This window comes from Maribacter aquimarinus (genome assembly GCF_047345505.1).
Lineage (GTDB): Bacteria > Bacteroidota > Bacteroidia > Flavobacteriales > Flavobacteriaceae > Maribacter.
In genome coordinates this window covers 178,309-203,958 of record NZ_JBLFEO010000003.1, presented here as the reverse complement: position 1 = coordinate 203,958, position 25,650 = coordinate 178,309, and the positions used below count along the sequence as shown (strand labels likewise).

The window sequence follows — 25,650 nt, the reverse complement described above, 5'->3', positions numbered from 1 at the left end:
TGCCAAAATAGCCCACAGCGGCAGCACGAGCACCTAAAGTTTTGTTATCTTGTGGGTGTAATGGGTGTGTGGTCAATGATCATGTACCTGCGTTGTAAGCAATTAAAAAAATAGAATTGGAATTAACCGAACTAGCAGAAATTAGAAATTGGACCTTAGCTGTATTAGCGATTACTGGTGCAGTTATTACAATTCGGACATTTAGAAAAAATAACCAACAAAGAAAGCTTGATAATACATTTAAGACTCTTGAATATCTAAGAAAACACATCGGGGAAGAGCAAATAGAACGCTTTATTGAATTGTTTCAAGCGAACAATCCAATCACAAGTCAACCGAACGAATTTAAGCTGCCAGATGGACAAATTCAATACGTAGAGGATATGTTCTCTGAAGGTGGATGTGGAAATGGAGAAATCTATAATATGATTCAAGTTTTTGATTTAGTTGCAAGGTCTTTAAACAAGAAATTATTAAAGACTGAACTTATTTGGTATGAATATGGGCAAATGATTTCAAAATGTTATGAACGGACAAGTCAAATTGAAGAAATTGATAAAGAACAATTTCCTTCTCTTACAGATACTGACCAAAAGTTTATGAAGAAATATGATTCATTCTATCATCATTTGAATAAGTTCATGAAAAAGAATGACGACTTAATGATTGGTCCGACTAAAATGTATACCGACATAGAATAATTGCTTACAATAACTAAGCATTCGTGCGGTCGGTACGACCGAGCATGAACGCGGTGTTGAACTACACCGGCCGGTCTGCCGTGATGTTCCTTGTGGGTATCGATATGAATCGTGTCGTAGGTTTGAAGTGGCCCCTGGGCCGATACTTTTGTGGTTTTCGGTATTTCTTGACCCCGTGGGGATGCCTTCCACGATCCGGAGCCTTGAATCTCTAGCTCCATCTGGCACTTTTCAACAAAACGTCCGTTTAGGGCCAACAAATTCGTTTTCAAAATAAAATTGTTTCCTAAATAAGAAACATTTATCTTTGAAAAGACAACCGATTGAATGAGACAAAAATTTAAGGTCGAGCTGATGGACGAAGTTGACGACTTTCTGAACGGGCTGGACGATAAAGCTCGAAAGAAAATCATCTACAATATCCGAAAAGCTCAAGTTGTGAATGACAGCGAACTTTTCAAAAAACTCAACGCCAACGTTTGGGAATTTCGGACACTTCACAGTAAGATCTATTACCGACTTTTTGCTTTTTGGGATAAGACGGACAAAACCGAAACGGTAGTTGTCTCTACTCACGGAATCGAAAAGAAAACGTCAAAAACACCGCAAAAGGAAATAGAAAAAACCGAGCGGATAATGAAACAATATTTTGACTCTAAAAAATAATATTATGAGCAAGAAAGCAATTAAAACCAAGAGTTTAGACCAGATTACCGACAAATATATCGGAAAAATCGGAACACCGGAAAGGGACGAATTCGAGAGCGAATTACGACTTGACCTGATTGGACAAGCCATTAAACAAGCCCGAAAAGAAAGAAAACTGACGCAAGCACAACTGGGAGAATTGGTCGGTGTTCAGAAAGCACAAATTTCTAAAATAGAGAACAATTTGACCGATGCTAGATTTGAAACAATTTTAAAAGTGTTTAGAGCATTGAACGCAAAAATCAATTTTAACGTGGAACTGCTAAACGAAAATATGAACTTGGCAAGCTGAAAAGAGCACTACACACATTAACTTAACATTCGCGCCGTCGGTACCACCCAGCATGCATGTACCGAAACTTCGGTGTTGAACCACACCGGGGCGTTGGTACCTTTTTCTGCCATGGGGATCGGTCCGTATTGGGGGAGCGGTTTGCAGTGGCACCATTACTCCGAAATAGCCAAAAATGATAACACCAAGAATAATTCTATTATTAATTTTAGTATTTACTTCTAACACAGTTTTAGGACAAGCAACTGATTCGTTGAAAAACGCGATGTTGGAAAAAACTAAATTTGGAGAACTTTTTAAAGAAACTATCTATGAATTTAAAGGAAAGGAATTACCAGAATTTGAACTAAATCTTTTAAGCGGAAAAAAACTCAATTCGGAATCTCTAAAAGGCAAACCAACCGTTATAAACTTTTGGTTTAGTACTTGTGCACCTTGCATTGAAGAAATGCCACTTTTAAACGAAATTAAGTCTGAATTTGAAAATGAAGTGAATTTTATTTCAATGACCTTCCAGAATCCGAATGATGTTAATGAATTTCTAAAAACACACGATTTCGATTTTACTCACATCGTTAATTCAAAAGAATACATAAAAACTTTTGGAACGTTTGGTTATCCAAAGACACTAATTCTGGATAAAGATTTAGTAATAGTTAAAATTGAGAAAAGGATTCCAAAAGAGATTGAAAACGAAGAAAGAAATATAGCGGAATTTAAAGCTAGATTATCAAAACTACTGACTGAATTAAAAAAACGTTAGCTAATAACTAAGCATTCGCGCGGTCGGTACCACCCAGCATGCATGTACCAAAACTTCGGTATTGCACCAAACCGGGGCGTTGGTCTCTTTGTCTGCTATGGGGATCGGTCTGTATTGGGGGAGCGGTTTGCAGTGGCACCTGGGCCGGTATTTTTGTGGTTTTCGGTATTTCTTGACCCCATGGGGATGCTTTCCAGGATCCGTAGCCTTGAATCTCTGTTTCCATCGGACCCTTTTAAACAAAGCGTCCGTTTAGGGCCATAGGTGTCCCGCACGGCCATTGTGCCGTTTTTATTGGTGAATCTCTGGCAAAGAATACACTGGAGCCCAGGACTGGAAACCCCCGAGCACATCCACAAAAAGCATCACGCGATAAAATACAAAATCATACCAAAAGAAAAACGGCCTGGGAATGTTGGCCACTTTTTTCAAAACCCGCCGGGAATTTTTTGAAAAAATGGTTCATGTTCCGACCAGAAATCCGATATTTAAAAATGGACGCTTCAACACAAAAAAAGGGCAACCTACATCAGGACAAGACAAATCCTGCCAAATTTCATAACTTAGAGATATGGAAAAAATCGAACAGGATTTTCTAATTGACCGACTTACGGATTCGATTCTGAACACGATTTCTGGAGACAGTTTCCAAACAGAGGTTTCTACCTTGAAAAAATCGGACTTAGGAAGCGTTTTGAAAAAGAACGGTTGGAATTTCAACTGGAAAAGTGAATTCAACGACCTTTCAAAAGAAGTTTATAAACTCACCATAGTGAACAATCCCGACATAATTCAAGGACTTTTGAGCATTACCGTGGAGAGCGACCACATATTTATGAACCTACTGGAGAGCGCACCTTTCAACATTGGAAAACGGAAACTGTACGAAGGAGTTGCCGGAAACTTGGTAGCCTATGCCTGTAAGGTATCATTTCAAAAGGGTTACGACGGATTTGTCGCCTTTACGGCAAAAACCACATTGATTTCCCACTATGAAAAAACGTTGGGAGCTTATCATTTTATGAACCAAAGAATGATTTTGGACACAGAGGCGGCAAAATTTTTGGTCACCAAATATTTTAAAACAAACTAGCAATGGGACATATCAAAGAACCTAAAGGAGTGGACTTTTTAATCGAAAGTAAGCCCCTTACCGACAAGGAGCGGGAAAAGATTAGCGAGTTCATCAAAAAAAGAAAAGAGCTGGCTGGACAAAAGACGTCAACCAAGAAAAAGCAAAGCAGGACGAGAAAGCCAGCGCAAAAATAACTAAGCAATCGCGCGGTCGGTACCACCCAGCATGCATGTACCGAAACTTCGGTATTGAACTACACCGGGGCGTGGTCTCTTTTGCTGCTACGGGGATCGGTCCGTATTGGGGGGCGGTTTGCAGCGGCATCTGGGCCGATACTTTTGTGGTTTTCGGTATTTCTTGACCCCATGGGGATGCTTTCCAGGATCCGTAACCTTGAATCTCTGTTTCCATCGGACCCTTTTAAACAAAGCGTCCGTTTAGGGCCATAGGTGTCCCGCACGGCCATTGTGCCGTTTTTATTGGTGAATCTCTGGCAAAGAATACACTGGAGCCCAGGACTGGAAACCCCCGAGCACATCCACAAAAAGCATCACGCGATAAAATACAAAATCATACCAAAAGAAAACGGCCCGGGAAGGTTGGCCATTTTTTTCAAAACCCGAAGGGAATTTTTTGAAAAAACTGGTCTATGTTCCCACCAGAAATCCGATATTAAAAAACGGATCCTTCAAAAACAAGAGCAACCTATTTCAGGATAGGACGCAACCGCTGAAAAACCCTGCGAAATGATATCATATCTAGAACTAGCTGACATTAAGCAAAATTTTGACTCGGATAAAAACACTTCACAATTTTTCTTTCCACCAAAGGGAAAACAGCCTTTCATATCCGAGCCCTATCGTATTAGTTCTTATGCATTGGGATTGTATCACGAAGGAGCCATTGAATTGATAGCAGATTTGAATTCTTATCATATTACAGATAAAAACCTAATTTTTCTGCCGTCAAAAGTCATTAGGGAATGGATGTTCACAAAGGAATGCGTGATTAATTCTGCATTGTTTTTTGAAAGGGAGTTTATGATGGAACAACTAGGGAATACCTCTTTTGACAAGAAAGTTCGGTTTATGCAAGAAGACACGGTTGTTCACTTAAGTCTATCAAATTCCAACTACGAAGAACTATCCAAGATCTTTGAAAACGTATTGCAGAAAAGCAAACAACCATCTAAGCACAAACAAACAATCATTGCCCACGAACTAATGACTTTGTTGCTGCAAGTAGATGAATTGTTTTTAGATACCAACAATAGTCTCCATACCAATAACTTTGGACGAAATCAAGAACTGACCAAAGCATTTAAAAAGCTTCTATCCCAATATATTTTGGAACAAAGGAACGTTGGTTTTTATGCCGAAAAACTTGGCGTTAACCCAAAACATTTGAGCCAAACCTTAAAACAGGAAACAGGTCATAGTGCAACTGCCATAATTTCCAAAAGGACTATTCTAGAAGCTAAGGTACTTTTGCAAGATGTTTCAATGAGTGTCGCTCAAGTGGGCTATGCTCTTTCTTTTAAAAATCCATCTCAATTTGGAAAATACTTTAAATCCAAAACAGGTGTAACACCCAATGAATACCGAAAAAACTTGCCTTTGTAGTCCAAAGGAAAAATGGAACACTTTTTCAGAAATCCTGACCTTTTACAACTTCCAAGACGCCCATACTTTTGTAGTGAACAAGAAAACAAATGTTTCACTTTTAAAAAAAAATTATGATAACTACAGAAGAAAGAGCAACGCTAAAACAGATTATCGCAAACTACAGCATTGCGTCAGATGCAAAAGATGTTCAGGCCCATATGCAATATTATGCAGAAAATGGGTATATCGATGGCGGCATGAGGTCCAAGCCAAAAAACGCGGGAATGGAAGAAGATTTAACCCAAATGTTTGCAATGGAAGGGACATTAAAACGTCACTTTGCCATGAACCATAGATTTTCTAGAGACCAAGATGCCGTAGTGGTAGATTATTTACTACTGGTGGTAGAAGGCGAACAGTTTCCAAATGTAATTGCAACGGCAGAAGTGAAGGACAAGTTTATCAAGGAAAATGGCGAGTGGAAAATTGCAGTTCATTCCATAAACATTGACCCTGCAATGTTCAACCTTTTAAAACAACAAGACACAGGTATTGATAGTGATGCCTTTAATGCATGAAACGAACAATATCAATAAGCCATCAGGGAAATCTGGTGGCTTAAAAAAAGTAATATGGAAATAAAGGAAAATTTAATATCGGAAGTTTTAGGTTCTGCAAAAGCCAAAACGGTTGTCTTGTTTGGTGGTAGCCCTGTTCGCAGAGATGAAATAATTAGACTGATTTCAGAAGGTGTGGACCTTACTGTGTATGGAACGCTCAATGAAGAAGAAGGAATGGCAAAACTGAACGAATTGAACGAAAAAGCCGATATCGTTCTCATTGGTGGTCAGTATTCCAATGTACAGCGCGAAAGAATATCTAAATGGGTTAAGGTCAATCTGCCAAAAGCAAAACTATCCAGACCAGGATTTGATTATCCTTACTCAAACGATGCCATAAGGAAAGATATTGTTTCGAAGCTATAATTCGATCATTCCTTAATCCCTGCGTTTAGGTAGATTTTTGGACATTGTTCGGATAGCGCAAAAAGTACGAAAACACAACAAGGCATAAAAAAATAGCGGTTTCGATTAAGCACCGAAACCGCTATTATTTTTATATTGAAAGGAGGGCATCATTCTCCCTCGTATTTTTCGGTATAGCGTTTCCATAGCTCCGTCTGGTGGGTTTCCAGGGAAATGTCCCGGCCATCTATAAAGGCCCTGGTCAACTGGTTGCCGCGCATGTCCAGGGCATCGCCCTCGGAGATGAAGAGGGTGGCGCTCTTGCCCACTTCCAGGGTGCCGTAGGCATCGTCTATGCCCAAGATTTTGGCCGTGTTCCCCGTAATGAGCTGTAGGGCCTTTTCCTTGTCCAGCCCCTGTTGGCCCACTTGACCGGCATAGAAGGGCAGGTTCCGGGTCTGGAAATTGGAGGCCTCGGTGTTTTGGATGCCCACCAGCAGACCCGCATCCATCAACAGTTTGGGCAGCTTAAAGGGCAGGTCGTAATCGTCATCGTCAAAGCTGGGCAGGGTGTGGGTAGATTGCACCAAGACCGGAATGTTGTGCTCCTTTAAAAAGTCGGTGATCTTGTGTGCCTGGTAACCGCCCACGAGCACCAGCTCTTGGGCCCCGTTCCGCTTCAGGGTGTTCACGGCATCTATGATCTCCTTTTCCCCGTTGGCGTACACATAGAGTTTCTGCTTGCCACTGAAAATGCCCTGCATGGCCTCATAGGGCAAGTGGGCCACCTTTGCCGGTGCCTTTCCGTGGGCCATGGCCGCTTTCATGAAACCCACCACATCGTCCACCTGCTTGGCGTAGTCCTTGTTGGGCTGGTAGCCCCGGGGCTCGCCCATCCACCAGCGCCCCTGCCTAAAGCTGCTGGGCCAGTTCAGGTGTATGCCGTCATCTACCTTTATGGCGGCATCTTCCCAGTTCCAGGCATCAAATTGCACAATGGAGGAGGTTCCGGAAATGCGTCCGCCGGCAGGGGCGATCTGTCCCAATAAAATACCGTTGGGACGCATGCTCTCCACCACTTTGGATTCTGCGTTGTAGGCGATCAGGCTTCGTACGTGGGGTATGAGCTCCCCGATCTCGTCCTGGTCATTACTGGCCCTCACGGCATTGATCTCTACCAGTCCCAGGGTTTTGGCCGGGGCAATGAAACCGGGATAGACGTGCTTGCCCTTGGCATCGATCACGGTTCCGGTGCGGGCTATGCGGGCATTGGCGCTGCCCACAAAAGTGAGTTTTCCGCCCTCGAACATGATCAAAGCGTTCTCAATGACCTCTCCGTTGCCCAAGTGGGCCGTGGCCCCTTCTATGGAGATGCCCTGGGATTGCGCCGGGGCAGGGGTCTGTTGTGCGATTCCCAGCGTAAGGACCGCCAGGAAAACTATGGGAATGGATATGTACTTCTTCATTTGTTGTTTTTTAAAATGGCAATTTTCATCTTGTATCATAGGGTCTTACAGGTAAAGACACGTTTTACGCTCTGTTTGGGACCCTGTGTCTTGCCCCCGTTGGATTTTTCCTGGAGCATCATCTTTATGAGCTGGGCCCGTTCTTTTTTTATGGCCTCCCGTTGTTGGCGGTCTTTTTCAAGATCAAAGTAAACCGCGCCCTCAATGAGCGTTTTTTCGGCCTTGGAGTAAATGGACATAGGGTGGCCGGACCAAAGCACCAGATCGGCGTCCTTTCCTTCCTTGATGCTGCCCACCCGATCGTCTATGTGCAATAGTTTGGCGGGGTTTATGGTCACGGTCTTCCAGGCGTCCAGTTCGCTCATACCGCCGTATTTCACGGTCTTTGCGGCCTCTTGGTTCAGTCTTCTGATCATTTCGCGGTCGTCACTGTTAATGGCCACGGTAACGCCTTGCTCGTGCATGATGGCGGCATTGTAGGGAATGGCATCGTTTACCTCGAACTTATAGGCCCACCAGTCGCTAAACGTGCTTCCGCCCACACCGTGCCGGGCCATTTTGTCCGCCACCTTGTAGCCCTCCAGGATGTGGGTGAAGGTGTTCACGGTAAAACCGAACTTTTCCGCCACCTTCATCATCATGTTGATCTCGCTCTGTACATAGGAGTGGCAGCTAATGTAGCGTTCACCGTTCAAGATCTCGGCCAGTACCTCCATCTCCTCGTCATAGCGTTGGGGCGTACCGTTCTTTTTGGCCGTATCGTACTCCTTGGCGCGTTGGAAATAGTCCATAAAGACCTGCTCCACGCCCATCCTGGTCTGTGGAAAACGGGAGTAGCTCTGCCAGTTGCTCTGTTTTACGTTCTCTCCCAGGGCAAACTTTATGAATTTGGGCGAATTGTCATAGATGAGTCCGTCCGCTTCCTCTCCCCATTTCAATTTCAAGATGGCCGAGCGGCCGCCAATGGGGTTGGCCGATCCGTGCAACAGCTGCAGGGAGGTGACCCCACCGGCCAGGGAAGGGTAAATGCCCATGTGCTCCGGATCTACCACATCTTCCATTTTAACCTCTGCGGTGCTGTTGTGCCCGGCTTCATTGATGGCCAGTGCGGCAATGTGGCTGTGCTCGTCCACAATGCCTGCGGTAAGGTGCTTCCCGGTGGCATCGATCACCTGGGCGCCCCCGGCGCGCAGGTCCTTGCCCACTTTGTCTATTTTTCCGTTCCGTACCAGCACATCCGTGTTCTCCAGGATGCCCGCATCCTCACTGGTCCAAACGGTGGCATTTTTAAAGAGGACGTTGGCTGCCTTGGGCTTGCTGGCATAGCCGTAGCCCACATTGGGATAGGTCACGGGAAGGATGGTGGGGGCGTCTGCCGTTTTGTCCTTTTTGTCCTCCTTTTTCTCGCTCTCGGCTATTTTTCTCGCGGTAAACCTGGTCTCGGTGCCATCGGGCAGCACCAAACGTCCGTTGATGTCGTCAGTGTCGGGCAAGATGGTGGCCGTCATGCGGTACACGGATTTTCCTTCATCGGTATGGAAGCTCATGTTCAACCAATTGTCGGCATAGGCCATTTTGGAGGGAAGGGTGAGCGTATCCTGTTTTACAGTGGCCTTGGGCTTTTCCGGTGATCCGTCAATGGCCAGGGAAAAGGTGCTGCCCTGTATGGAAAGCTCATAGTTGCCGCCCAGGTCTTTCACGTCCTTGTTGTTAATGACAGATTTGGTGCCCTGTACCCAGTTTTCGTACAAGGTGGTCTCCTGGGCAAAAATATCACCAGAGGTGATCAAGAAATTGGCATAGGCACCGGGACGCAGGGATCCTATTTTCCCAGCCTGTCCCAACATTTCGGCCGGTGCGGTGGTCAGTGCTTCCAGGGCCTTGGTTTTGGGGAGCCCGTGTTCAATGGCCTTCATCAGCATCTCCTTGAAGCTGCCCACGTCCTTGAGGTCATAGGGCGTCAAGGAAAAGCGCACATTGTTGTTGGCCAGTACCTTGGGGTTGGTAGGGGCTTGGTTCCAGGCCCGCATGTCTTCCAGGGATACGTAGCCCGCCTGGTAAGGGTCTGCCACATCATAGGCTTTTGGAAAATTGATGGGGACGATCAATGGGGCATTGGTGGCCTTGATCTCCTCAATGCGCTCGTACTCGTTGCCTCCGGCCACGATCACATACTGTATGCCGTTGGCATCGCCAATTTTATCGGCGCGCAGAATGTGGCCCTTGTCCTTGGCCTCAAAGATCTGTACCAGGTCACGGTTGGCAATGAGGGCCTCCAGGGAGCGGTCTTTGGTTTTGGAGTTGCCCTTGGCGTACCAGTCGGCATCGCTGTACATTTGGCGCAACAGGGCCAGGGCACCCATTAGGGAGGTGGGGTAGGATTGTTTTTTGATGACGGATTTGTCCAGGGAGAAGTACTGCCCCGAGCGGTCGTCCAGTACCCGGCTGGCATCCGTGCCCTCCCCGTTCAGGGCAATGAGGACCCCGGTACCCCGGGCAATGCCGTCATGGATGTGGGAATTGACCACGCCAAAACCAGCCTCGCGCAGGGCTTTCGCGGTCTTGTCGTCATATTTGTAATGGGCAATGGCCGTATTTTCGGGCATGATGTGATCGTTCCAATAGAACCCTTCGCGCTCGGGATCGTACTGGGGAGACCGGCCACCGCCCGGCGCCCGTTTGGGCTGTTGCACACCAAATTTGGAATAGGCGTCTATAAAGGAGGGATAGATGCTCTTGCCCTCCAAATCGATGACCACGGTATTGGGGGGCAGCGCTACCTTGCTGCCGCTGCGCACCACCTTGCCGTTCTGGATGAGCAGGGTGCCTTGGTCGATGATTTCCGTGGGGGCAACATAAATTTTGGCATTGGTAAAGGCCGTGTAGTTGTTGTTGTCCGCCTTTACCCCATCATTTTTTGGGAAATAGTCCTGGGCAAACAACAGGCCCGAGCACCAGAGGAGACAAAGGCCTAAAAACGTTTTCTTCATAATGTGATCTATTGGTTTGTAGCCCTAAAAATAGGCTTTGTTGCCGTATCTCCCCATCCTTTGCCGCATTTTAACACGTTAAGGGGCCCAAGGGCAAAGGGCAGGGGCCGGGCAAAGAGCGAAGGACGGGATCAAGGGCCTGGGGGCATGTTCCAGAACGGTCATGGGTACGGTCTTGCCACAGCACAAAGCGCCCCACCCTGCCCCTTAGAGCGGTGCCTCCTGGTGGTGAGCCACCAATAGGGATACCACGGCATTGTAGCTCCTAAGGCCCTCCGGTTGCTTGTTGGCCTTGAGGAAGGAGTTGAAGATCGATTTGAAGACGGGTTCCATGGGGTTTTCGTAGCGTTGCCAGAAGTGGGACATTTCCCTGAAATTCTCTTGTACGCCCGCGTTCAGGGTGGGCCACAGCGTTTCAAAGCGGGCCTCGTCTGCCCTCCGGATGTCATTGAGGCAATAGCCCAGGGCATAGGCGTGCGCCGCATATTTAAAATAGGGATCCTTGTTGTTTGCCGTGACCAAGTACCCTATGAAGTTGGTCTCGTTCTCTGCGGAATAGCCCAGCTGATGGCCGATCTCGTGCCCCGCCACCACGGGAAACCGGAAGGCGGGCAGGCGGGCGTTCACCTGGGCCTCATTGGTAAATGGGTTCAGGTAGCCCGCGTAGCCCATATAGGTCAGCGCCGTGCTGTACAGTGAGGTTTTTATGCTGGGCGCCTCGTAGGTAAGAAAGGGGTATCGTTGGGAAAGGGTGGCATAAGCTTGCAGCGTTTTGCCGAACATTTCTTCCTGCGTGTAGGGAAGCACCACCTTTTGGAGGCTGTCCCCCGCCAATTGTTCTTGTTCGGCATTGGTTTTGGCGATCAATTTTTCGGTGAAATCAACCAAGGCCTCCCACTCGGTATTTTCGGTCAGGCCCAACTTCGTCTTTAAGGGCGCCCTAAAATAATTTAGCCCCCAGGCCATATAAAAGGTAAAGTACAACAGGGAGCAGACCATAAGGAGGTCCCGGACAAAAACACCTTTGTGCGCTTTAATGTACCTCCAGTGGCGGTACACATACCCCAGCCCCAACAAAATGAGGAGGGTGTACACCACATCGCCCACCGAAAAGGGCACCCAGCCGTAAAGACTTCTAAAGGCCTTGGAGATGATCGGGTAGGCGCCCTCACTGTAATGGCGCTCGATCCATTCAGGGTGTTTGGAAAGCCATTGCACCATTAAAAATTGCGGTAAAAGGGACAGGGCAATGATGGTTTTGGAGGACATCTTCATGGCATCAAAAATAGCGAAATCCTTTTTCTATCCGTACTTTTGGGGGTCAATACCACAAGATATGAGCAACAGCGTGACAAGCTTGGCGCCCAAAGCCATCTGGAAAAATTTTGCAGCCCTGAATGCCGTGCCCCGACCGAGCAAAAAAGAGGAACGGGTCATTGCCTTCATGATGCAGTTTGGAAATGCCCTGGGTTTGGAGACCCTAAAGGACGACATAGGGAACATTGTGATCAGAAAACCCGCCACCAGGGGCATGGAAGACCGTAAGATGGTAACCCTGCAATCCCACTTGGATATGGTGCACCAGAAAAATGCGGATACCGTTTTTGATTTTGATGCCCAGGGCATTGCCATGGAGGTGGCCGGGGACTGGGTACGGGCCAAGGGCACCACCTTGGGGGCAGACAATGGTCTGGGCGTGGCCACCATCATGGCCCTGCTGGAAAGTTCCGATGTTCCGCACCCGCCCTTGGAGGCCCTGTTCACCATTGACGAGGAAACCGGGATGACCGGCGCTTTTGGCTTGGCGCCCAATTGGTTAAAAGGGGATATTCTGCTCAACCTGGACACGGAAGAAGACGATGAGATCGATATTGGTTGTGCCGGCGGGGTGGACGTTACCGCCAAGCGCACCTACAACCAGAAAGAGGCCTCGCACGGCGATGTGGGCTGCCGCATTGAGGTCAGTGGCCTGCAGGGCGGGCATAGCGGTATGGACATTCACAAGGGGCTGGGCAATGCCAACAAGATCATGAACCGACTCTTGTTTGCCGGGCTTTCCCACAACATGCGCATTTCCCGTTTGGAAGGAGGTAGTTTGCGCAATGCCATTCCAAGGGAAAGTGTCTGTGAGCTGAACGTACACCGAAAGGACGAAGCGGCCTTTAGGGAAGGTTTGGAATCCATGGCCAAGGTGGTACAAATCGAGTTGGCCCAGAGGGAACCAAACCTAAGAATAAGTTTGAAGCCCATAAAACCTGCCAAAAAGGTGATGGGACTGGGCGCACAGGGCAAACTGATCCGTGCCCTTTATGGTGCCCATAACGGGGTGTACGCCATGAGCGCTTCCATGCCCAATTTGGTGGAGACCTCCAACAACCTTGCCCGGGTACAGGTGAAGAACGGGAAAATAAAGATTTCCTGTTTAACCCGTTCTTCCCAGGAAACGGGGAAGATGGACCTGGCCAACGGCCTCAGAAGTGTTTTTGAGCTGGCAGGTTGCGAAGTGGAATTCAGTGGTTCCTATCCCGGTTGGCAGCCCAACCCGGATTCCCAAATTGTGAAATTGGCCACCAAGGTGTATCAGGACCTTTTTAAGGAGATGCCCCGGGTGGTGGCCTGCCATGCGGGCTTGGAATGTGGAATTTTGGGGCAGCATTACCCCGATATGGATATGGTGAGCTTTGGCCCCACCATATTGGGCGCGCACTCCCCGGATGAACGCGTTGGCATTGCCTCGGTCCAGAAATTTTGGAACTTCCTGCGCGCCATATTGCTGGAAGTCCCCAAACGATGAGGTCATCTGCCCCGGGCCGCCGGGACAATGGCACAAAAAACCCGCTCCTTTTAGGAAGCGGGTTTTTGGACTTTACATGGAGCCATTTAACCCAGATTAAGCAATAGAAATTCCATTACGGCTGCAAATCCCTGCAAAATCAATCGTTGCACTGACTTTTGCTCACTCACCGTAGCTATGGCTACCCGCCCGTACCGAACGGTACGTTCGGGCGGGCCTGCCCGACTGAGTCATTCAGGCGGGCGCCTCAATCGCAAAAGTCTTGATTTTATTGGGCTTTGCACCCTCTTTACGCAAGTCTACTATATAACACTCAAGCAACCAAGTTATCCTTTGAAAAATTATGAAGCCATTCATCAGGGGACTAGTGCATAATCTGGGTTTAATCCATTTGAAGCACTGTGCTTGGGCAATGGAAGATGGAGGCCATCATCTGGGATCGACTATTCTGCCATTCCGGTGATTTCCACGTCAAAAATTAAGTTGGCATTGGGAGGGATGGGGCCACCGCCCTGCGCTCCGTACCCCAAATGCGAGGGGATGAAGAGGCGCATTTTATCACCCACTTTCATGGTGAGCAGTCCTTCCTTGAAACCCGCTATGATACCCGCATCCGGACTGTAGTCCATGGTCACGGGCTCATAGCCCATGCCTTGTTTTCTGCGATCGTCAAAGACATTGTAGGCCTTGGCCACTTCTTCATAATTGCTGTCAAACAAAGTGCCATCCTCCAGGTAACCTGCGTACATGACCCGTACTTTCTGCCCCAGCTTGGGATCGGGGCCTTCCCCCTCTTGCAGGGCCATCATCTTGAGGCCGCTGGGCAAGGCCTTGGCAGCTTCTTTTTGGGCGGGCAACTGGGCCACAAAGTCTGCCTTAAGTTGGTTCACCGCGGCCATTTTTTCGGCCCTTTCCTTTTCGGCGGCCGCTTGGCGCTCTTCCTCTCCATCAAAATAATCGGTCATGATCTCCACGGCATCGAACTTGCGGGCCTCTTTGCCGTTGCGTATGATCTGCACCGTTGTCATGTACACGGGATCTACCGGCTTGTCCCCCTCGCCCACGGGAACGTTGGCCAGGGAATCCACAACGTCAATGCCCTCCACCACTTCACCAAAAACGGTGTGCCTGCCGTCTAGCCAAGCGGTCTCCGCGTGGGTAATGTAAAACTGGCTGCCATTGGTGGCAGGACCGGAATTGGCCATGGCAAGAATGCCTTTTTTGTCATGCCGCAGGCTATCGTTGATCTCGTCCATGAACTTATAGCCCGGATTTCCGGAGCCCGTGCCCGTGGGGTCGCCCCCTTGTATCATAAAATCCTTGATGATGCGGTGAAAGGTGAGGCTGTCATAATAGGGTTTTCCCTTGAACTCATCATTGACAAAGGGGTTGTCGCCCTCGGCCAGGGAGACAAAATTGGCCACGGTCACCGGGGTCTTGTCGTGGGCAAGTCGCACCACAATATCACCTTTACTGGTTTGGATATCGGCAAAAAGGCCGTCTCCCAAATCGGCGCGTTGGCTGGTTTTGCAACCGGTCATTACCAAGGCCATCAGGGCCAAAACATACACTTTGTTCATCATTGTTCCAGGGTATTTGGATTATTCATTTGTTTATCGATCTTCAATAGGGTCAAGGTGCTTTTAAGGGGCACGTTGGTGCCAATTCGGTCTCTGTCGCCGTCATAGCCGTAGGCAATGGACGAGGGAAAGAGAAAGGTGGCGCGTTCGCCCTCTTTCAACACTTTCACGGCCTCACGCAGGCCAAGGAACAGGGCCTCTTGGTCCACTCCAAAGTGGAGGTCGCCAATTTCCTCGGTCGTGTAGAGCGTGTCATTGTCCAGGGTCAAGAGGTTGTAGTTGATCAACACGCGGTCTCCCTTTTTTGGGGTATAGCTGGCCGTATCGTTTACCTTTAAATAATGGTACCAGGCCCCAAAATTGCTCTCTATGTAGTGTTTCAAGGAATCTTCCTCAATGATCTGCTGTATCTTTTTCTCTTCCGCAGCCAATATTTTTTTGCTGCGTTCCACGGATGCCTTGAAGAAGCTACTGCTCTTTTTTTGCACCGGTTTACGGGGCTCGGGACCTTGGCATGCCGCCACGAGCAGCATCAACATAAAAAGTAGTGGGGCACTCTTCATTGGGTCAAAGCGTCTTTGTACCGTGGTAGCAGGGATGTAAAGTAGGCCACGGTGTCTTCTATGGATTTTTCGCTGCGGCCGCCGGCTGCATTGTCATGGCCCCCGCCGTTAAAATGGGCTCGGGCAAAGCGGTTCACGGAGAAACTGCCCACCGATCGAAAGGAGATTTTTAAGATCCCTTCGTCCCGGTTCTCAATAAAGATCACGGCAAACTTAATGCCCTTGAGGGTAAGGCCGTAGTTCACAAAGCCTTCGGTGTCCCCTTTCTCGTATTGGAAGGCGTCCAATTCCTCTTGGCTCAGGGTAATGTAGGCCGTGGCGTACTCTTCCAAGATCACCATGTTTTTCAGCGCACAGCCCAAAAGGTGCAACCGGCTGGGGCTGTTGGTGTCGTAAATGTGGTGGTGTATGGTGGTGTTTTCTGCCCCTTTGTCCATAAGATCGGCTATGACCCGGTGTGTTTCACTCGTGGTGGAGCGGTATTTAAAGGAACCAGTGTCTGTCATGATGCCGGTGTAGAGGCAATTGGCCATATTGGGGGTGATCGCGTCCGAGGCGTCCAAATGTTGCAGAAGGTGGTACACCATTTGGCAAGTGGAGCTCATGCCCGTATCCGAATACATGATCTGGGCGTATTCCCCGGGCTCTTGGTGGTGGTCCACCATGACAAAGGTACCGTTGAGTCTTTCCAGTACGGGCGTCATTTGGCCCACCCGGCCCAGTTCATTGAAATCCAGTGTAAAAATTACCTCTGCCGCTTCCAGCACCCCGATCGCCTTGGCGTTCTGCCGTTCAAAATTGAGCACGTCTTGGGCGCCGGGCATCCATTTCAGGAACTTGGGAAAATCATTGGGCGCCACCACCGTGGCCTTATGTCCCTTGGCTTCCAGGTAGTGCCAGAGGGCCAAAGTGCTTCCCATGGCATCTCCGTCCGGATTCTTGTGGGGTATAATCGCCACTTCCCTTGGCGTTTCCAATAGGGCCTTTAGGGCATTGATGTGCTCCATTTTCATGGGCGCAAAGATACAATTTAATCATAAAGGGCTAAGCGGTAAATCCTTAATTTTGCCGTAGATAAAAAGACACCTTATGAAGACCTTTTCCGTATGGGCGGGTATCTTGTTGCTCTTTTCCTGCGCGGGCACAAAAGACTGGAGGGACCATGACCAAAGGGGAGACCTGGTCATTGCCTTTGGCTCCTGCAACAAGACGGACGCCAAGAATGCCCTTTGGGACGACATCCTGGCCACCGATCCGGATATGTGGATCTGGGGCGGGGACAATATCTACGCGGATACGGACAACATGGACGATATGGCCGCCATGTACGCCGCCCAGGACAGGGTTCCAGGCTATGCCAGGCTGCGGGAGACCGTGCCCGTGGTGGGTACCTGGGACGATCATGACTACGGCCTCAATGACGGTGGGGAGGAGTTTTCGAAGAAGGTGGAAAGCCAGATCAATTTCCTGAATTTTATGCAGGTGCCACAAGATAGCCCAAGACGGGAACGGGAGGGCGTGTATGCCAGTCATCTGCTAGGCCATCCCAAGGGAACCGTAAAGATCATGGTGCTGGATACCCGCTATTTTAGAACGCCCCTGACCCCGGACCGCGAGACCCGGCGCCGTATAAAACCCAATCCCTACGGCGAGGGCAGCCTTCTGGGCGAGGCCCAATGGCAATGGCTATCGGAAGAGCTGGAGCGCTCCACGGCCCAGTTTAACGTGATCGTGAGCAGTGTGCAGGTCTTGAGCAACAAGCACGGGTTTGAGTGCTGGGGCAATTTTCCGCACGAGGTAGATCGCCTGGCGCAGCTCATTGCCAACTCCGGGGCAAAGGGTGTGATGGTGCTTTCCGGGGACCGGCACATCTCCGAGTTTTCCAGGGCAGATATGCAGGACTCCCGCTATCCGTTGGTGGACTTTACCAGCAGTGGCCTTACCCATGCCTATCGCAGTTTTTCCGGTGAGCCCAATCCCTTTAGGGTGGGGCAGGTGGTGGCAAAAGAGAGTTTTGGCGTGGTGCGGTTTGATTTTGATGCCAAAAAGGCCATTTTTGAGATGAGGGGCAATAGGGGAAAGACCTTTGCCCAACTGGTACAGCCCTACTGACCACCTTGGCCCTGTACTTTTTATGAACTCTGGCGTACGGGGTCCGTACCGCCCTGTAAGGCGCACCGGAGTGGCCGCCCGCCGGCCCGGGCTTGCCGGTTGGCCCGAAAACCTTACTTTTGCCCAAAATTTTTTATATGAGCACGAACAGAACCTTTACCATGATCAAGCCAGATGCCGTTGAAAACGGGCACATCGGGGCTATTTTAGAAAAAATAAACGGCGCCGGCTTTAAAATCGTGGCCATGAAATATACCCACTTGAGCAAGCGCGACGCCGAGGTTTTCTATGGGGTGCACCGGGAACGTCCGTTCTTTGGGGATTTGGTAAGCTTTATGACCAGAGGTCCCATTGTGGCGGCCGTTCTGGAAAAGGACAACGCTGTGGAAGACTTCAGGGCCCTGATCGGGGCTACCAACCCGGCCGAAGCGGCAGAGGGCACCATAAGGAAACTATTTGCCAAGAGTATAGAGGAAAATTCCATACACGGGAGCGACAGTGACGAGAACGCGGCCATAGAGGGCGCCTTCCATTTTTCCGGTAGGGAAATATATTGATGAAAATTGGCCAAGGGCCGGCCAGTTGGGCGGTCCTTGGTTTTATTCATGTTATGGTAGCGTTTATGCTGTGTATTTGCTTTGGGATTTATATGACTTTTTTATAGCAACGTTTGCAAGGTCTCAATAAATTTATCTCCATCCCCCATTGCTATTTTACCGTTTACACCTTTCCTTTTTGGGATGCCATATTTAACCTCTCTTACAATTCCGTCTTTGTCAATGAAAAAATTGATAGGATAAGTGTTTATTTTCATAGCATCGATAAAGCTTCTGGCATTTATGATATGTTCAAAGTTGAAAGGTTGTTTTTTCAAAAAACCCTCAACTTTTTCCTGAGACTCATAAGTCAATGAAACGAAATTAAAATCGGCACCAAACTGTTCTTTCATCTTGTTTAAAACGGGCATTTCGGCAATGCAGGGCGCACACGAGGTAAACCAAAAATTAATCATTGTTGGTTTTCCTTTAAACTTGTCCATTGAAACTTCCACACCTTCTAAGCTCATCAACCTAAAATCAGGAAAAGGCTTGTTTAAAAATGTTGAAAAGTTGTTGTTAAAGCTGGCAGCGCCCTTAACTCCAAAATTTACGTAGTGGATTATGGAATCTTTACTCTTTTCGGTTTTTGTGGTATTGGTTACAAGTCCCATTCCCTTTAGTTTATCGGCCAGTTTTTCTTGCCTTTCTCGGAGAAGATGTTCCAATTCCGTCTTTGTTAGCCGGTTTTTTCCGTTTGTGGTATAAAATTCCAACTGTGAAAAAGAACTGACCGAGTAAACTAGGGTCAATAGAATTAAAATAAGTTTCATCTGTTGCTATTTATCTTTTTAGGTCAGACCTGCCCGTTCCGTTTCAGGCGGGTGTAATTTGCCAATCAACATTTCGCTTGGCATCCAGCATGGTTATGGCTCATTTCATTCACTATAAAGCGTTTCGTTTCTATCCTGCCAAAAAATAATAAGCTTCAAAACGGTGCTAAGAGTGATGTTATGGACATTGAACATCCAAGTTATAACAATCCATAAACAAAATCAAACCCTTTTTTTTCCCTTTCATACAGCGAACAACCTGTATCCATGGCTGGGATAATGGTATGGAGAACTGGGAAGATTTCAACAGCAATATTTACAGGCGGAGTTTTGCTGTCTTTTTCTTCTAATGGAGATTTGATTTGAGGAAAGCCGTAATTCTTAAAATAAGTTTTTAAAGAGAGGAGGTACCGGGAAATTTTCGCTTTGGCCACTTTGGGCAGGTTTGCTTTGGGCTTTGGCGTAATCCCAAAAGCGATGCTAAAAAACATCATCGCAATACCAAAGCGGTGATGAGTTCCTTGCCCATTTCCTCGTTCATCATGGCAATGATCTTGGTCTTGCCCATACTGAGCTCTTCCCGGAGCACGGAAGAGGAGAGGGAGACGTACAGCGTGGTGCCGCGCAGTTCCACTGCGGTGGTGTAATTGTTCACCCCATTTCCCATTAGCTTTGCCCAGGCCGTTCTGGCGGCCACGATATCCATCCCTCCCTGCAACTTGTTTTCCTTGAGGAAGGAGGCCAGCGCACTGGCCATGCTTTGGTTGTCATTTTCCCTTTTTGCCATCAGTTTTCCAAATTAATGGGTTCAAAGCGTTCGTAGTGATAGCGGATGCCCGCTTCGTTCTCCAATGAGAGTTTGTTGGCCGTAAGGGCCACCAGTATTTCTTTCCAGCTGTCCAGGTCGTTTTCGTACAGAATTTCCCATTGGTCCTGGTTCTGTTGCAGTACCAAGGGCTGGGCATCGTCCGAAGTGGCAAAGGTGCCCGTGAACTGGGGCTTCATTTTTTTTCGGTATCCACGTAGGCCATCCAACGAAAAAAAGTCAACATCCAGGTTCACCTGGTAGGCCTTTTTGCTCCCGTCGGGAAAGACCACCTCCTTTATTTCCCAATAGCCGTTGAGCTGGGCCAGCTCTTTTTCCGTGAGCTTGCCCGAGCAGGAGAGCAGGAGCATCAGGGCCAGCAGCCAGGGGGTTCTTTTACATATGGAAGAGTTCATAGGTCTGATGTATTTTTTTTACAATGTCCTCCGTTCGTTCCGGGTGGGTATCGCTCACAAAAATCTGTCCAAACTGTTCGTTGTTCACCAGGGCGATGATGTGGGCCACCCGTTGCTCGTCCAACTTGTCAAAAATATCGTCCAGAAGGAGCAGTGGGGTGGTCTTGGATTGTTGTTTGATGAAGTGGAACTGGGCAAATTTCAGGGCCACCAAAAAGGATTTCTGTTGTCCCTGGCTCCCAAATTTTTTAATGGGATGTTCCCCGATCTTGAAGCTGAGGTCGTCCTTGTGTATGCCCACGGTGGTGTATTGCAGGGCCCGGTCCCGGTCCAGGTTTTTTTCCAGAAGGGCCGGCAGTCCCTGCGCCAAAAGGGCACTTTGGTAACTGAGGCCCACTTGCTCCACATTGCCCGTTATGGCCCGGTACTGTTCTTGGAAAATGGGGATGAAGGCTTCCAGGAACGCCTGTCGCCTTTCAAAGATGGGTGCTCCGTGGGTTTGCAGTTGCTCGTTGTAGATGCCCAGGGTATTGGCATCATAGGTGCGGTTCGCGGCAAAGTACTTTAGCAGGGCATTGCGCTGCGCCAAGACTTTGTTGTAGTTGAGCAGGGATTGTAAGTAGGCCTTGTCCGATTGGGCAATGACCCCGTCCATGAACTTTCTCCGTGTGTCACTCCCCTCAATGATCAGGTCACGGTCCGCCGGGGAGATCATGACCAGGGGCAAAAGGCCAATATGGTCCGAAAAGCGCTCATAGGCCTTGCCGTTGCGCTTCATCACTTTTTTGTTGCCGCGTTTTAGGCTGCAGGTGATCTTTTCCTCCCGATCGCCCTTTTCAAAGGTGCCCTCCAGCACAAAGAAATCGGTCTCGTGCCTAATGTTCTGCGAAGACACCGGGTTAAAATAGCTCTTGCCAAAGCACAGGTGGTAAATGCCGTCCATGATATTGGTCTTGCCCACGCCATTGGCGCCCACAAAGCAATTGATCTTGCTGTGGAACTGGAGTTCCTTGCTGTCAAAGTTTTTGTAGTTGAGCAGGGATAGGTGGGTCAAAATCATAAAAACCGATGTCCTTTTGTGTTTTTAGGGTCGGTATGCCCTTTAAAATACCAAAAATAACGAATAAATAGGGTATGGGATTTCAATAAAAACTTTATTTTTGCGCGACCAATAAACGAAGCAATGGCAACATACAAGAAAAGGGGTTACAAGCCAAAAACCAAGGAAGAAATACAGGACGTACAGGAGCAGGAGAGCACCACGGCAGAGGTGTTCAGCACCTTGGACGAGAGTGCTTCCAGGACAGAGCGCTGGGTCTCCAAGAACCAAAATTATATCCTGGGGCTCATTGGGGTCATTGCCGTGGGCGTATTGGGGTATTTGGCCTACAACCAGTTTGTGCAGGTGCCCAAGGAGTCTGATGCCGCCAACGAATTGTACTACCCACAGCAGTATTTTGATCAGGCCTTGGCCAGTACCGTGGCCAAGGATTCCCTTTTTACCCTTTCTTTGGAGGGGGCAGATGGCAAGTACGGATTTTTGGACATCATTGAGGCCTATCCCGGCACCAAGGCCGCCAATTTGGCCACCTACAGTGCGGGCATGGCGTACCTGAACATGAACAAGTACCAAGAAGCCATTGCCTACCTCGAAGATTTTTCCTCGGACGATGCCATTTTGGCCGCATTGGCCAAGGGTGCCCTGGGCGATGCCTTTATGCAGTTGGGGCAGCCCAGCGATGCCTTGGGCTATTATGAAAGCGCGGCACGGCACAAGCCCAACGACTATACCACGCCCAAGTTTCTCCACAAGGCCGGGGTAACCGCCCTGGAAATGGGAGACAAGGCCAAGGCCGCAAGCTATTTTGAACGCATCAAGGAAGAATACCCGGATTCGGACCGGGCACAGAACATCGATGCCTTCTTGGGAATGGCCAAAAGCGGGAGCTAATGGCCACGGAGAACAAAAACCTATCGGCCTACGACAAGGACAAGGTTCCCTTTGCCAAGGGCTATCGGTTTGGTCTGGTGGTCTCCCAATGGAATCCCGAGATCACGGAAGGCCTGTACCAAGGGGCGGAAGCGGCGCTGTTGGACTGTGGTGCCCTGGCCGGCAACCTGCACAGGTTAAATGTGCCCGGCAGCTTTGAGCTCCCCTTTGGTTGCAAAAAGCTCATTGATTGGGGCGAGGTGGATGCCGTGATCGCCATTGGCAGCGTTATCCAGGGAGAGACCAAGCACTTTGATTTTGTTTGCAGTGCCACCGCACAGGGCATCATGGACCTGAACGTGCAAACCAAGGTGCCCGTGATTTTCTGCGTGCTCACGGACAACACCATGGAGCAGGCCAAGGACCGCAGCGGGGGCAGGCACGGCAACAAGGGCACGGAGGCCGCCATTGCCGCCATTGAGATGGCCGCCCTCTCCAAAAAATAGGCTTTTCCCGCCCTGCTCCCATACGAGCCGTTGCGCCGGCCAAGGAGGTTGGCACCCAGTTGCGTTAACAAATTTTGGCATCCCTTCCCCGCTATTATTTTCTATTTTAAGTAACTTTGGCGTATGGGTTTTTTGAGCAAAATAACGCGGTTGCGAAAGAACAGGCAGTTCGACTACAATCCCCGGTACTATGAAGGCAAGGGAAAGACAAACCCCTACAAAATAGAACCCAAGTTCGACCAGTTTAGAACCACCTTGAACAATCGAGGGCTAAAAAACAAGATCAACACGGCCTTGGCCGATACCAAAAGGGCCGGGGACCGCAACCTAAAGATCCGCTTGGCCGTGGTCTTGGCCATACTCATTCTTATTGCCCTTTACATACTCGATTTTGACCTCTCCATATTCTTCGGTTCCTGATGGCAGATATCATACGACTTTTGCCCGATCATGTGGCCAACCAGATTGCCGCCGGGGAGGTGGTGCAACGCCCCGCCTCCGTGGTCAAGGAGTTGCTGGAGAACGCCATTGATGCGGGATCCACCGAGATCAAGCTCATTGTCAAGAACGGTGGCAAGACCTTGATACAAGTGGTGGACAATGGTACGGGCATGAGCGAGACCGATGTGCGCCTTAGCTTTGAGCGCCATGCCACCTCCAAGATACAAAAGGCGGAAGACCTGTTCAATCTGAGCACCAAGGGCTTTCGGGGAGAGGCCCTGGCCTCCATTGCGGCCATTGCCCATGTGGAGACCATGACAAAAATGGCCGGCCAGGAGGTGGGCGTTCATCTGAAAATAGAGGGCAGCAAGGTGGTCATGCAGGAAGTGGCCGTGGTGCCCAAAGGAACCTCTATGCTGGTCAAAAATCTTTTTTTCAACATTCCCGCCCGGCGCAATTTTTTAAAATCGGACCAAGTGGAATTTAGGCATATCACGGATGAGTTTCACCGTGTGGCCCTGGCCCACCCCAATATTGCGTTTCAGTTCCACAACAACGGCGGAGAGCTCTACAACCTGCCCCCGGCCGATTTTAAAAAGCGCATTGTCCATATTTTTGGCCGCAAGACCGCCGATAAGTTGGTGCCCATAACCGAGGACACCCAGGTGCTAAAGTTGGGCGGATACGTGGTAAAACCTGAATTTGCCAAAAAAAGTAGGGGAGAGCAGTTCTTTTTTGCCAACCACCGCTTCATTAAAAGCCCTTACCTGCACCACGCCGTCCTGGGTGCGTTTGACGGGTTGCTGAGACAAGGGGTGCACCCGGGGTACTTCATTAACCTGGAAGTGGATCCGGCTTCCATAGACATCAACATACATCCTACCAAAACGGAAGTGAAGTTCGATGATGAGCACACCTTGTACGCCATTTTGAAATCTGCGGTAAAGCACAGCCTGGGACAGTTCAATATTGCCCCGGTGTTGGATTTTGATGCGGACCGTAACTTGGATACGCCCTATGACCAACAAAACAAGGCGGCACCATTTCCACGCGTGGAAGTGGACAGGGCCTTTAACCCCTTTCAAGAGAAAGCTGCTCCCGGCAACCGGCCGGGTGCTTACCAAAAGGCACCGACAACGGGCTGGGAGGAACTCTATGGGGGGGCGGGGGCCAAGCGTTCCCTGCCGTCCGTGGATCAGGTCTCCTTTGAGACCGAAGTGGTGAACAGCAGTATTTTTGATGGAAATGCCGAGGCCCCCCAAGAACAGGGAACCACCTTCCAGTTAAAGAAGAAGTATGTGGTGACCACCATTAAATCGGGCATGGTGATAATAAACCAGAGCAGGGCGCACCAAAGGGTGCTCTACGAACGCTTTTTGGGCAACATGACCCTCCAGGGGGCCGTGAGCCAGCAATTGCTTTTTCCGTTGTGCCTGTCCTTTACCCCATCAGAAATAAAAATTTTAATTGAAATAAGGGAGAGTCTTACGGCGGTAGGCTTTATTTTTGATGACATCCAGAAGGAAACCGTGGAAATCAAGGGGGTGCCCGTCTTGGTTTCCGAGAGTGAGGTGCAGATGGTAATGGAGCAATTGATTGCCGATTTCCAGATGGAGATACCCGGCAACAGCTTTTCGCAGGGCGATATGTTGGCAAAAACCTTGGCCAAGGCCCTTTCCGTGAAAACGGGAGAAACCCTGGACGAGGCCTCGCAGACCAACCTGGTAAACGATCTCTTTGCCTGCAAGGAACCTGCCTTGAGCCCCTTTAACAAGGCCATTTACGTGACCTTGACGGAGAACGATATTGAAAGAAAATTTATATAAATGGGAAGAATTACCGATGCCATAAAGCATCTGCTCATCATCAACATTCTGTTTTTTGTGGCCACCAGTTTGTATGGCGACCAGATGTACCAATGGTTTTCCCTTTGGTTTCCAGAAAATGAAAATTTTGGGATATGGCAGATCTTGTCGCACATGTTCATGCATGGCGGCCTCATGCACATTGCCTTCAACATGTACGCCCTTTGGGCCTTTGGCAGCCCCTTGGAGCAGATGTGGGGCCGCAACAAGTTTCTTTTCTTTTATTTTTCCGCCGGCCTGGGCGCGGCGCTCATCCATACCGGGGTCAACTATTATTATTTCAACGAGGGCCTCAACGCCCTGGTGAACAGTGGTTTGGACAAGGCAACGGTGATGGACATCATTGTCCAGGGGAAGTACAGTCCCGAGTGGTACAACATAGCGGGCAAGGATACCATAGATAATTTCCTGGGCGCCTACAACACGCCGGCCGTAGGGGCTTCCGGAGCCATTTATGGCGTATTGGTGGCCTTTGGCATGTCTTTCCCCAACAGTGAGCTTTTTTTGCTGTTCCTGCCGGTTCCCATCAAGGCCAAGTACTTCATTCCCGTGCTCATTGGCCTGGACCTGTTTTCCGGGGTCACGGGATATGGTATCTTTGGGCAGGGCATAGCGCATTTTGCGCACGTTGGGGGCGCCCTGTTCGGGTTTTTGATGATGTGGTACTGGAGAAAGAATCAGTTTAACAGAAATAGATGGGATTAG

28 protein-coding genes are annotated in these 25,650 nt (G+C 49.0%); 17 read left to right on the top strand and 11 right to left on the bottom strand.

Annotated features, from left to right (window positions below):
- Positions 1 to 116 precede the first annotated feature (116 nt).
- The 9 genes from ACKWCC_RS03590 (at position 117) to ACKWCC_RS03550 (ending at position 6,129) form a co-directional block, all read left to right on the top strand.
- A complete protein-coding gene (locus ACKWCC_RS03590) occupies positions 117 to 701 on the top strand; it encodes a hypothetical protein (RefSeq protein ID WP_413994529.1) in 585 nt (194 codons plus the stop codon).
- A 327-nt stretch (positions 702 to 1,028) separates the two neighbouring features.
- Complete coding sequence (locus ACKWCC_RS03585) at positions 1,029 to 1,367, top strand: type II toxin-antitoxin system RelE/ParE family toxin (protein WP_413994528.1); 339 nt, start codon at positions 1,029 to 1,031, stop codon at positions 1,365 to 1,367.
- A gap of 4 nt (positions 1,368 to 1,371) precedes the next feature.
- The gene (locus ACKWCC_RS03580; protein WP_413994527.1) at positions 1,372 to 1,701 is read left to right on the top strand and encodes a helix-turn-helix domain-containing protein; all 330 of its coding nucleotides are present in this window, start codon (positions 1,372 to 1,374) and stop codon (positions 1,699 to 1,701) included.
- A gap of 175 nt (positions 1,702 to 1,876) precedes the next feature.
- Positions 1,877 to 2,464, top strand: coding sequence for a TlpA family protein disulfide reductase (locus ACKWCC_RS03575; RefSeq protein ID WP_413994526.1), 588 nt, complete (start codon positions 1,877 to 1,879; stop codon positions 2,462 to 2,464).
- Between the two features lie 571 nt (positions 2,465 to 3,035).
- Entirely contained in the window at positions 3,036 to 3,557 is a 522-nt protein-coding gene (locus ACKWCC_RS03570; protein ID WP_413994525.1) for a hypothetical protein, read from the top strand.
- A 2-nt stretch (positions 3,558 to 3,559) separates the two neighbouring features.
- The gene (locus tag ACKWCC_RS03565; RefSeq protein WP_413994524.1) at positions 3,560 to 3,733 is read left to right on the top strand and encodes a hypothetical protein; all 174 of its coding nucleotides are present in this window, start codon (positions 3,560 to 3,562) and stop codon (positions 3,731 to 3,733) included.
- A 552-nt stretch (positions 3,734 to 4,285) separates the two neighbouring features.
- Positions 4,286 to 5,161 carry a helix-turn-helix domain-containing protein gene (locus ACKWCC_RS03560; protein ID WP_413994523.1) on the top strand — a complete coding sequence of 292 codons (876 nt, stop codon included), beginning with the start codon at positions 4,286 to 4,288 and terminating at the stop codon, positions 5,159 to 5,161.
- Between the two features lie 113 nt (positions 5,162 to 5,274).
- Positions 5,275 to 5,721: a nuclear transport factor 2 family protein gene (locus ACKWCC_RS03555; protein WP_413994522.1), complete on the top strand. Its 447-nt coding sequence runs from the start codon at positions 5,275 to 5,277 to the stop codon at positions 5,719 to 5,721.
- Positions 5,722 to 5,775: 54 nt separating this feature from the next.
- Complete coding sequence (locus tag ACKWCC_RS03550; protein ID WP_413994521.1) at positions 5,776 to 6,129, top strand: hypothetical protein; 354 nt, start codon at positions 5,776 to 5,778, stop codon at positions 6,127 to 6,129.
- 149 nt (positions 6,130 to 6,278) lie between these two features.
- On the opposite strand, the gene ACKWCC_RS03545 is transcribed toward ACKWCC_RS03550, so the two are convergent.
- The 3 genes from ACKWCC_RS03545 to ACKWCC_RS03535 all read right to left on the bottom strand — a co-directional run bounded on the left by ACKWCC_RS03545 (position 6,279) and on the right by ACKWCC_RS03535 (position 11,833).
- The gene (locus ACKWCC_RS03545; protein WP_413994520.1) at positions 6,279 to 7,574 is read right to left on the bottom strand and encodes an amidohydrolase family protein; all 1,296 of its coding nucleotides are present in this window, start codon (positions 7,572 to 7,574) and stop codon (positions 6,279 to 6,281) included.
- 35 nt (positions 7,575 to 7,609) lie between these two features.
- Entirely contained in the window at positions 7,610 to 10,564 is a 2,955-nt protein-coding gene (locus ACKWCC_RS03540; protein ID WP_413994519.1) for an amidohydrolase family protein, read from the bottom strand.
- Positions 10,565 to 10,771: 207 nt separating this feature from the next.
- Positions 10,772 to 11,833, bottom strand: a complete 1,062-nt coding sequence (locus ACKWCC_RS03535) for a DUF3810 domain-containing protein (protein ID WP_413994518.1) — start codon at positions 11,831 to 11,833, stop codon at positions 10,772 to 10,774.
- A gap of 67 nt (positions 11,834 to 11,900) precedes the next feature.
- Here ACKWCC_RS03535 and ACKWCC_RS03530 point away from each other — a divergent pair, with 67 nt between their 5' ends.
- Positions 11,901 to 13,358 carry an aminoacyl-histidine dipeptidase gene (locus tag ACKWCC_RS03530; protein ID WP_413994517.1) on the top strand — a complete coding sequence of 486 codons (1,458 nt, stop codon included), beginning with the start codon at positions 11,901 to 11,903 and terminating at the stop codon, positions 13,356 to 13,358.
- Between the two features lie 443 nt (positions 13,359 to 13,801).
- On the opposite strand, the gene ACKWCC_RS03525 is transcribed toward ACKWCC_RS03530, so the two are convergent.
- Genes ACKWCC_RS03525 through ACKWCC_RS03515 form a run of 3 tightly spaced genes read right to left on the bottom strand, consistent with a single transcriptional unit; the run spans position 13,802 to position 16,514 of the window.
- Entirely contained in the window at positions 13,802 to 14,941 is a 1,140-nt protein-coding gene (locus tag ACKWCC_RS03525) for a peptidylprolyl isomerase (protein WP_413994516.1), read from the bottom strand.
- Positions 14,938 to 15,501, bottom strand: coding sequence for a gliding motility-associated peptidyl-prolyl isomerase GldI (gene gldI / locus ACKWCC_RS03520; RefSeq protein ID WP_413994515.1), 564 nt, complete (start codon positions 15,499 to 15,501; stop codon positions 14,938 to 14,940). Before gldI ends, ACKWCC_RS03525 begins: the two co-directional genes overlap by 4 nt.
- A complete protein-coding gene (locus ACKWCC_RS03515; protein ID WP_413994514.1) occupies positions 15,498 to 16,514 on the bottom strand; it encodes a DHH family phosphoesterase in 1,017 nt (338 codons plus the stop codon). The genes gldI and ACKWCC_RS03515 overlap by 4 nt, the downstream gene beginning before the upstream one ends.
- Before the next feature lie 76 nt (positions 16,515 to 16,590).
- Here ACKWCC_RS03515 and ACKWCC_RS03510 point away from each other — a divergent pair, with 76 nt between their 5' ends.
- Positions 16,591 to 17,613, top strand: a complete 1,023-nt coding sequence (locus ACKWCC_RS03510; RefSeq protein WP_413994513.1) for an alkaline phosphatase D family protein — start codon at positions 16,591 to 16,593, stop codon at positions 17,611 to 17,613.
- 137 nt (positions 17,614 to 17,750) lie between these two features.
- The gene (locus ACKWCC_RS03505; RefSeq protein WP_413994512.1) at positions 17,751 to 18,170 is read left to right on the top strand and encodes a nucleoside-diphosphate kinase; all 420 of its coding nucleotides are present in this window, start codon (positions 17,751 to 17,753) and stop codon (positions 18,168 to 18,170) included.
- 101 nt (positions 18,171 to 18,271) lie between these two features.
- On the opposite strand, the gene ACKWCC_RS03500 is transcribed toward ACKWCC_RS03505, so the two are convergent.
- The 5 genes from ACKWCC_RS03500 to recF all read right to left on the bottom strand — a co-directional run bounded on the left by ACKWCC_RS03500 (position 18,272) and on the right by recF (position 21,263).
- Positions 18,272 to 18,982, bottom strand: a complete 711-nt coding sequence (locus tag ACKWCC_RS03500; protein ID WP_413994511.1) for a redoxin domain-containing protein — start codon at positions 18,980 to 18,982, stop codon at positions 18,272 to 18,274.
- Positions 18,983 to 19,182: 200 nt separating this feature from the next.
- The gene (locus ACKWCC_RS03495) at positions 19,183 to 19,476 is read right to left on the bottom strand and encodes a hypothetical protein (protein WP_413994510.1); all 294 of its coding nucleotides are present in this window, start codon (positions 19,474 to 19,476) and stop codon (positions 19,183 to 19,185) included.
- Positions 19,473 to 19,769, bottom strand: coding sequence for a DciA family protein (locus ACKWCC_RS03490; protein ID WP_413994509.1), 297 nt, complete (start codon positions 19,767 to 19,769; stop codon positions 19,473 to 19,475). The genes ACKWCC_RS03495 and ACKWCC_RS03490 overlap by 4 nt, the downstream gene beginning before the upstream one ends.
- Positions 19,769 to 20,203 carry a hypothetical protein gene (locus ACKWCC_RS03485; protein WP_413994508.1) on the bottom strand — a complete coding sequence of 145 codons (435 nt, stop codon included), beginning with the start codon at positions 20,201 to 20,203 and terminating at the stop codon, positions 19,769 to 19,771. Before ACKWCC_RS03485 ends, ACKWCC_RS03490 begins: the two co-directional genes overlap by 1 nt.
- The gene (gene recF / locus ACKWCC_RS03480) at positions 20,184 to 21,263 is read right to left on the bottom strand and encodes a DNA replication/repair protein RecF (protein WP_413994507.1); all 1,080 of its coding nucleotides are present in this window, start codon (positions 21,261 to 21,263) and stop codon (positions 20,184 to 20,186) included. Before recF ends, ACKWCC_RS03485 begins: the two co-directional genes overlap by 20 nt.
- Positions 21,264 to 21,386: 123 nt before the next feature.
- Between recF and ACKWCC_RS03475 the strand changes: the two genes are divergently transcribed.
- The 5 genes from ACKWCC_RS03475 (at position 21,387) to ACKWCC_RS03455 (ending at position 25,650) form a co-directional block, all read left to right on the top strand.
- Entirely contained in the window at positions 21,387 to 22,154 is a 768-nt protein-coding gene (locus ACKWCC_RS03475) for a tetratricopeptide repeat protein (RefSeq protein ID WP_413994506.1), read from the top strand.
- On the top strand, positions 22,154 to 22,639 hold the full coding sequence (gene ribH, locus ACKWCC_RS03470) for a 6,7-dimethyl-8-ribityllumazine synthase (protein WP_413994505.1): 486 nt from the start codon (positions 22,154 to 22,156) through the stop codon (positions 22,637 to 22,639). Before ACKWCC_RS03475 ends, ribH begins: the two co-directional genes overlap by 1 nt.
- 150 nt (positions 22,640 to 22,789) lie before the next feature.
- Positions 22,790 to 23,059 carry a riboflavin synthase subunit beta gene (locus tag ACKWCC_RS03465; protein WP_413994504.1) on the top strand — a complete coding sequence of 90 codons (270 nt, stop codon included), beginning with the start codon at positions 22,790 to 22,792 and terminating at the stop codon, positions 23,057 to 23,059.
- A complete protein-coding gene (mutL, locus tag ACKWCC_RS03460; protein WP_413994503.1) occupies positions 23,059 to 24,906 on the top strand; it encodes a DNA mismatch repair endonuclease MutL in 1,848 nt (615 codons plus the stop codon). The genes ACKWCC_RS03465 and mutL overlap by 1 nt, the downstream gene beginning before the upstream one ends.
- Positions 24,907 to 25,650 (top strand): rhomboid family intramembrane serine protease, encoded by a 744-nt coding sequence (locus ACKWCC_RS03455; protein WP_413994502.1) that lies wholly within the window; start codon positions 24,907 to 24,909, stop codon positions 25,648 to 25,650. It begins immediately after the preceding gene.

Coding starts and splice junctions, on each gene's coding strand:
- ACKWCC_RS03585 (WP_413994528.1), top strand. CDS start 1,029: ATGAGACAAAAATTTAAGGTCGAGCTGATGGACGAAGTTGACGACTTT.
- ACKWCC_RS03580 (WP_413994527.1), top strand. CDS start 1,372: ATGAGCAAGAAAGCAATTAAAACCAAGAGTTTAGACCAGATTACCGAC.
- ACKWCC_RS03575 (WP_413994526.1), top strand. CDS start 1,877: ATGATAACACCAAGAATAATTCTATTATTAATTTTAGTATTTACTTCT.
- ACKWCC_RS03570 (WP_413994525.1), top strand. CDS start 3,036: ATGGAAAAAATCGAACAGGATTTTCTAATTGACCGACTTACGGATTCG.
- ACKWCC_RS03565 (WP_413994524.1), top strand. CDS start 3,560: ATGGGACATATCAAAGAACCTAAAGGAGTGGACTTTTTAATCGAAAGT.
- ACKWCC_RS03560 (WP_413994523.1), top strand. CDS start 4,286: ATGATATCATATCTAGAACTAGCTGACATTAAGCAAAATTTTGACTCG.
- ACKWCC_RS03555 (WP_413994522.1), top strand. CDS start 5,275: ATGATAACTACAGAAGAAAGAGCAACGCTAAAACAGATTATCGCAAAC.
- ACKWCC_RS03550 (WP_413994521.1), top strand. CDS start 5,776: ATGGAAATAAAGGAAAATTTAATATCGGAAGTTTTAGGTTCTGCAAAA.
- ACKWCC_RS03545 (WP_413994520.1), bottom strand. CDS start 7,574: ATGAAGAAGTACATATCCATTCCCATAGTTTTCCTGGCGGTCCTTACG.
- ACKWCC_RS03540 (WP_413994519.1), bottom strand. CDS start 10,564: ATGAAGAAAACGTTTTTAGGCCTTTGTCTCCTCTGGTGCTCGGGCCTG.
- ACKWCC_RS03535 (WP_413994518.1), bottom strand. CDS start 11,833: ATGTCCTCCAAAACCATCATTGCCCTGTCCCTTTTACCGCAATTTTTA.
- ACKWCC_RS03530 (WP_413994517.1), top strand. CDS start 11,901: ATGAGCAACAGCGTGACAAGCTTGGCGCCCAAAGCCATCTGGAAAAAT.
- ACKWCC_RS03525 (WP_413994516.1), bottom strand. CDS start 14,941: ATGATGAACAAAGTGTATGTTTTGGCCCTGATGGCCTTGGTAATGACC.
- gldI (WP_413994515.1), bottom strand. CDS start 15,501: ATGAAGAGTGCCCCACTACTTTTTATGTTGATGCTGCTCGTGGCGGCA.
- ACKWCC_RS03515 (WP_413994514.1), bottom strand. CDS start 16,514: ATGAAAATGGAGCACATCAATGCCCTAAAGGCCCTATTGGAAACGCCA.
- ACKWCC_RS03510 (WP_413994513.1), top strand. CDS start 16,591: ATGAAGACCTTTTCCGTATGGGCGGGTATCTTGTTGCTCTTTTCCTGC.
- ACKWCC_RS03505 (WP_413994512.1), top strand. CDS start 17,751: ATGAGCACGAACAGAACCTTTACCATGATCAAGCCAGATGCCGTTGAA.
- ACKWCC_RS03500 (WP_413994511.1), bottom strand. CDS start 18,982: ATGAAACTTATTTTAATTCTATTGACCCTAGTTTACTCGGTCAGTTCT.
- ACKWCC_RS03495 (WP_413994510.1), bottom strand. CDS start 19,476: ATGATGTTTTTTAGCATCGCTTTTGGGATTACGCCAAAGCCCAAAGCA.
- ACKWCC_RS03490 (WP_413994509.1), bottom strand. CDS start 19,769: ATGGCAAAAAGGGAAAATGACAACCAAAGCATGGCCAGTGCGCTGGCC.
- ACKWCC_RS03485 (WP_413994508.1), bottom strand. CDS start 20,203: ATGAACTCTTCCATATGTAAAAGAACCCCCTGGCTGCTGGCCCTGATG.
- recF (WP_413994507.1), bottom strand. CDS start 21,263: ATGATTTTGACCCACCTATCCCTGCTCAACTACAAAAACTTTGACAGC.
- ACKWCC_RS03475 (WP_413994506.1), top strand. CDS start 21,387: ATGGCAACATACAAGAAAAGGGGTTACAAGCCAAAAACCAAGGAAGAA.
- ribH (WP_413994505.1), top strand. CDS start 22,154: ATGGCCACGGAGAACAAAAACCTATCGGCCTACGACAAGGACAAGGTT.
- mutL (WP_413994503.1), top strand. CDS start 23,059: ATGGCAGATATCATACGACTTTTGCCCGATCATGTGGCCAACCAGATT.
- ACKWCC_RS03455 (WP_413994502.1), top strand. CDS start 24,907: ATGGGAAGAATTACCGATGCCATAAAGCATCTGCTCATCATCAACATT.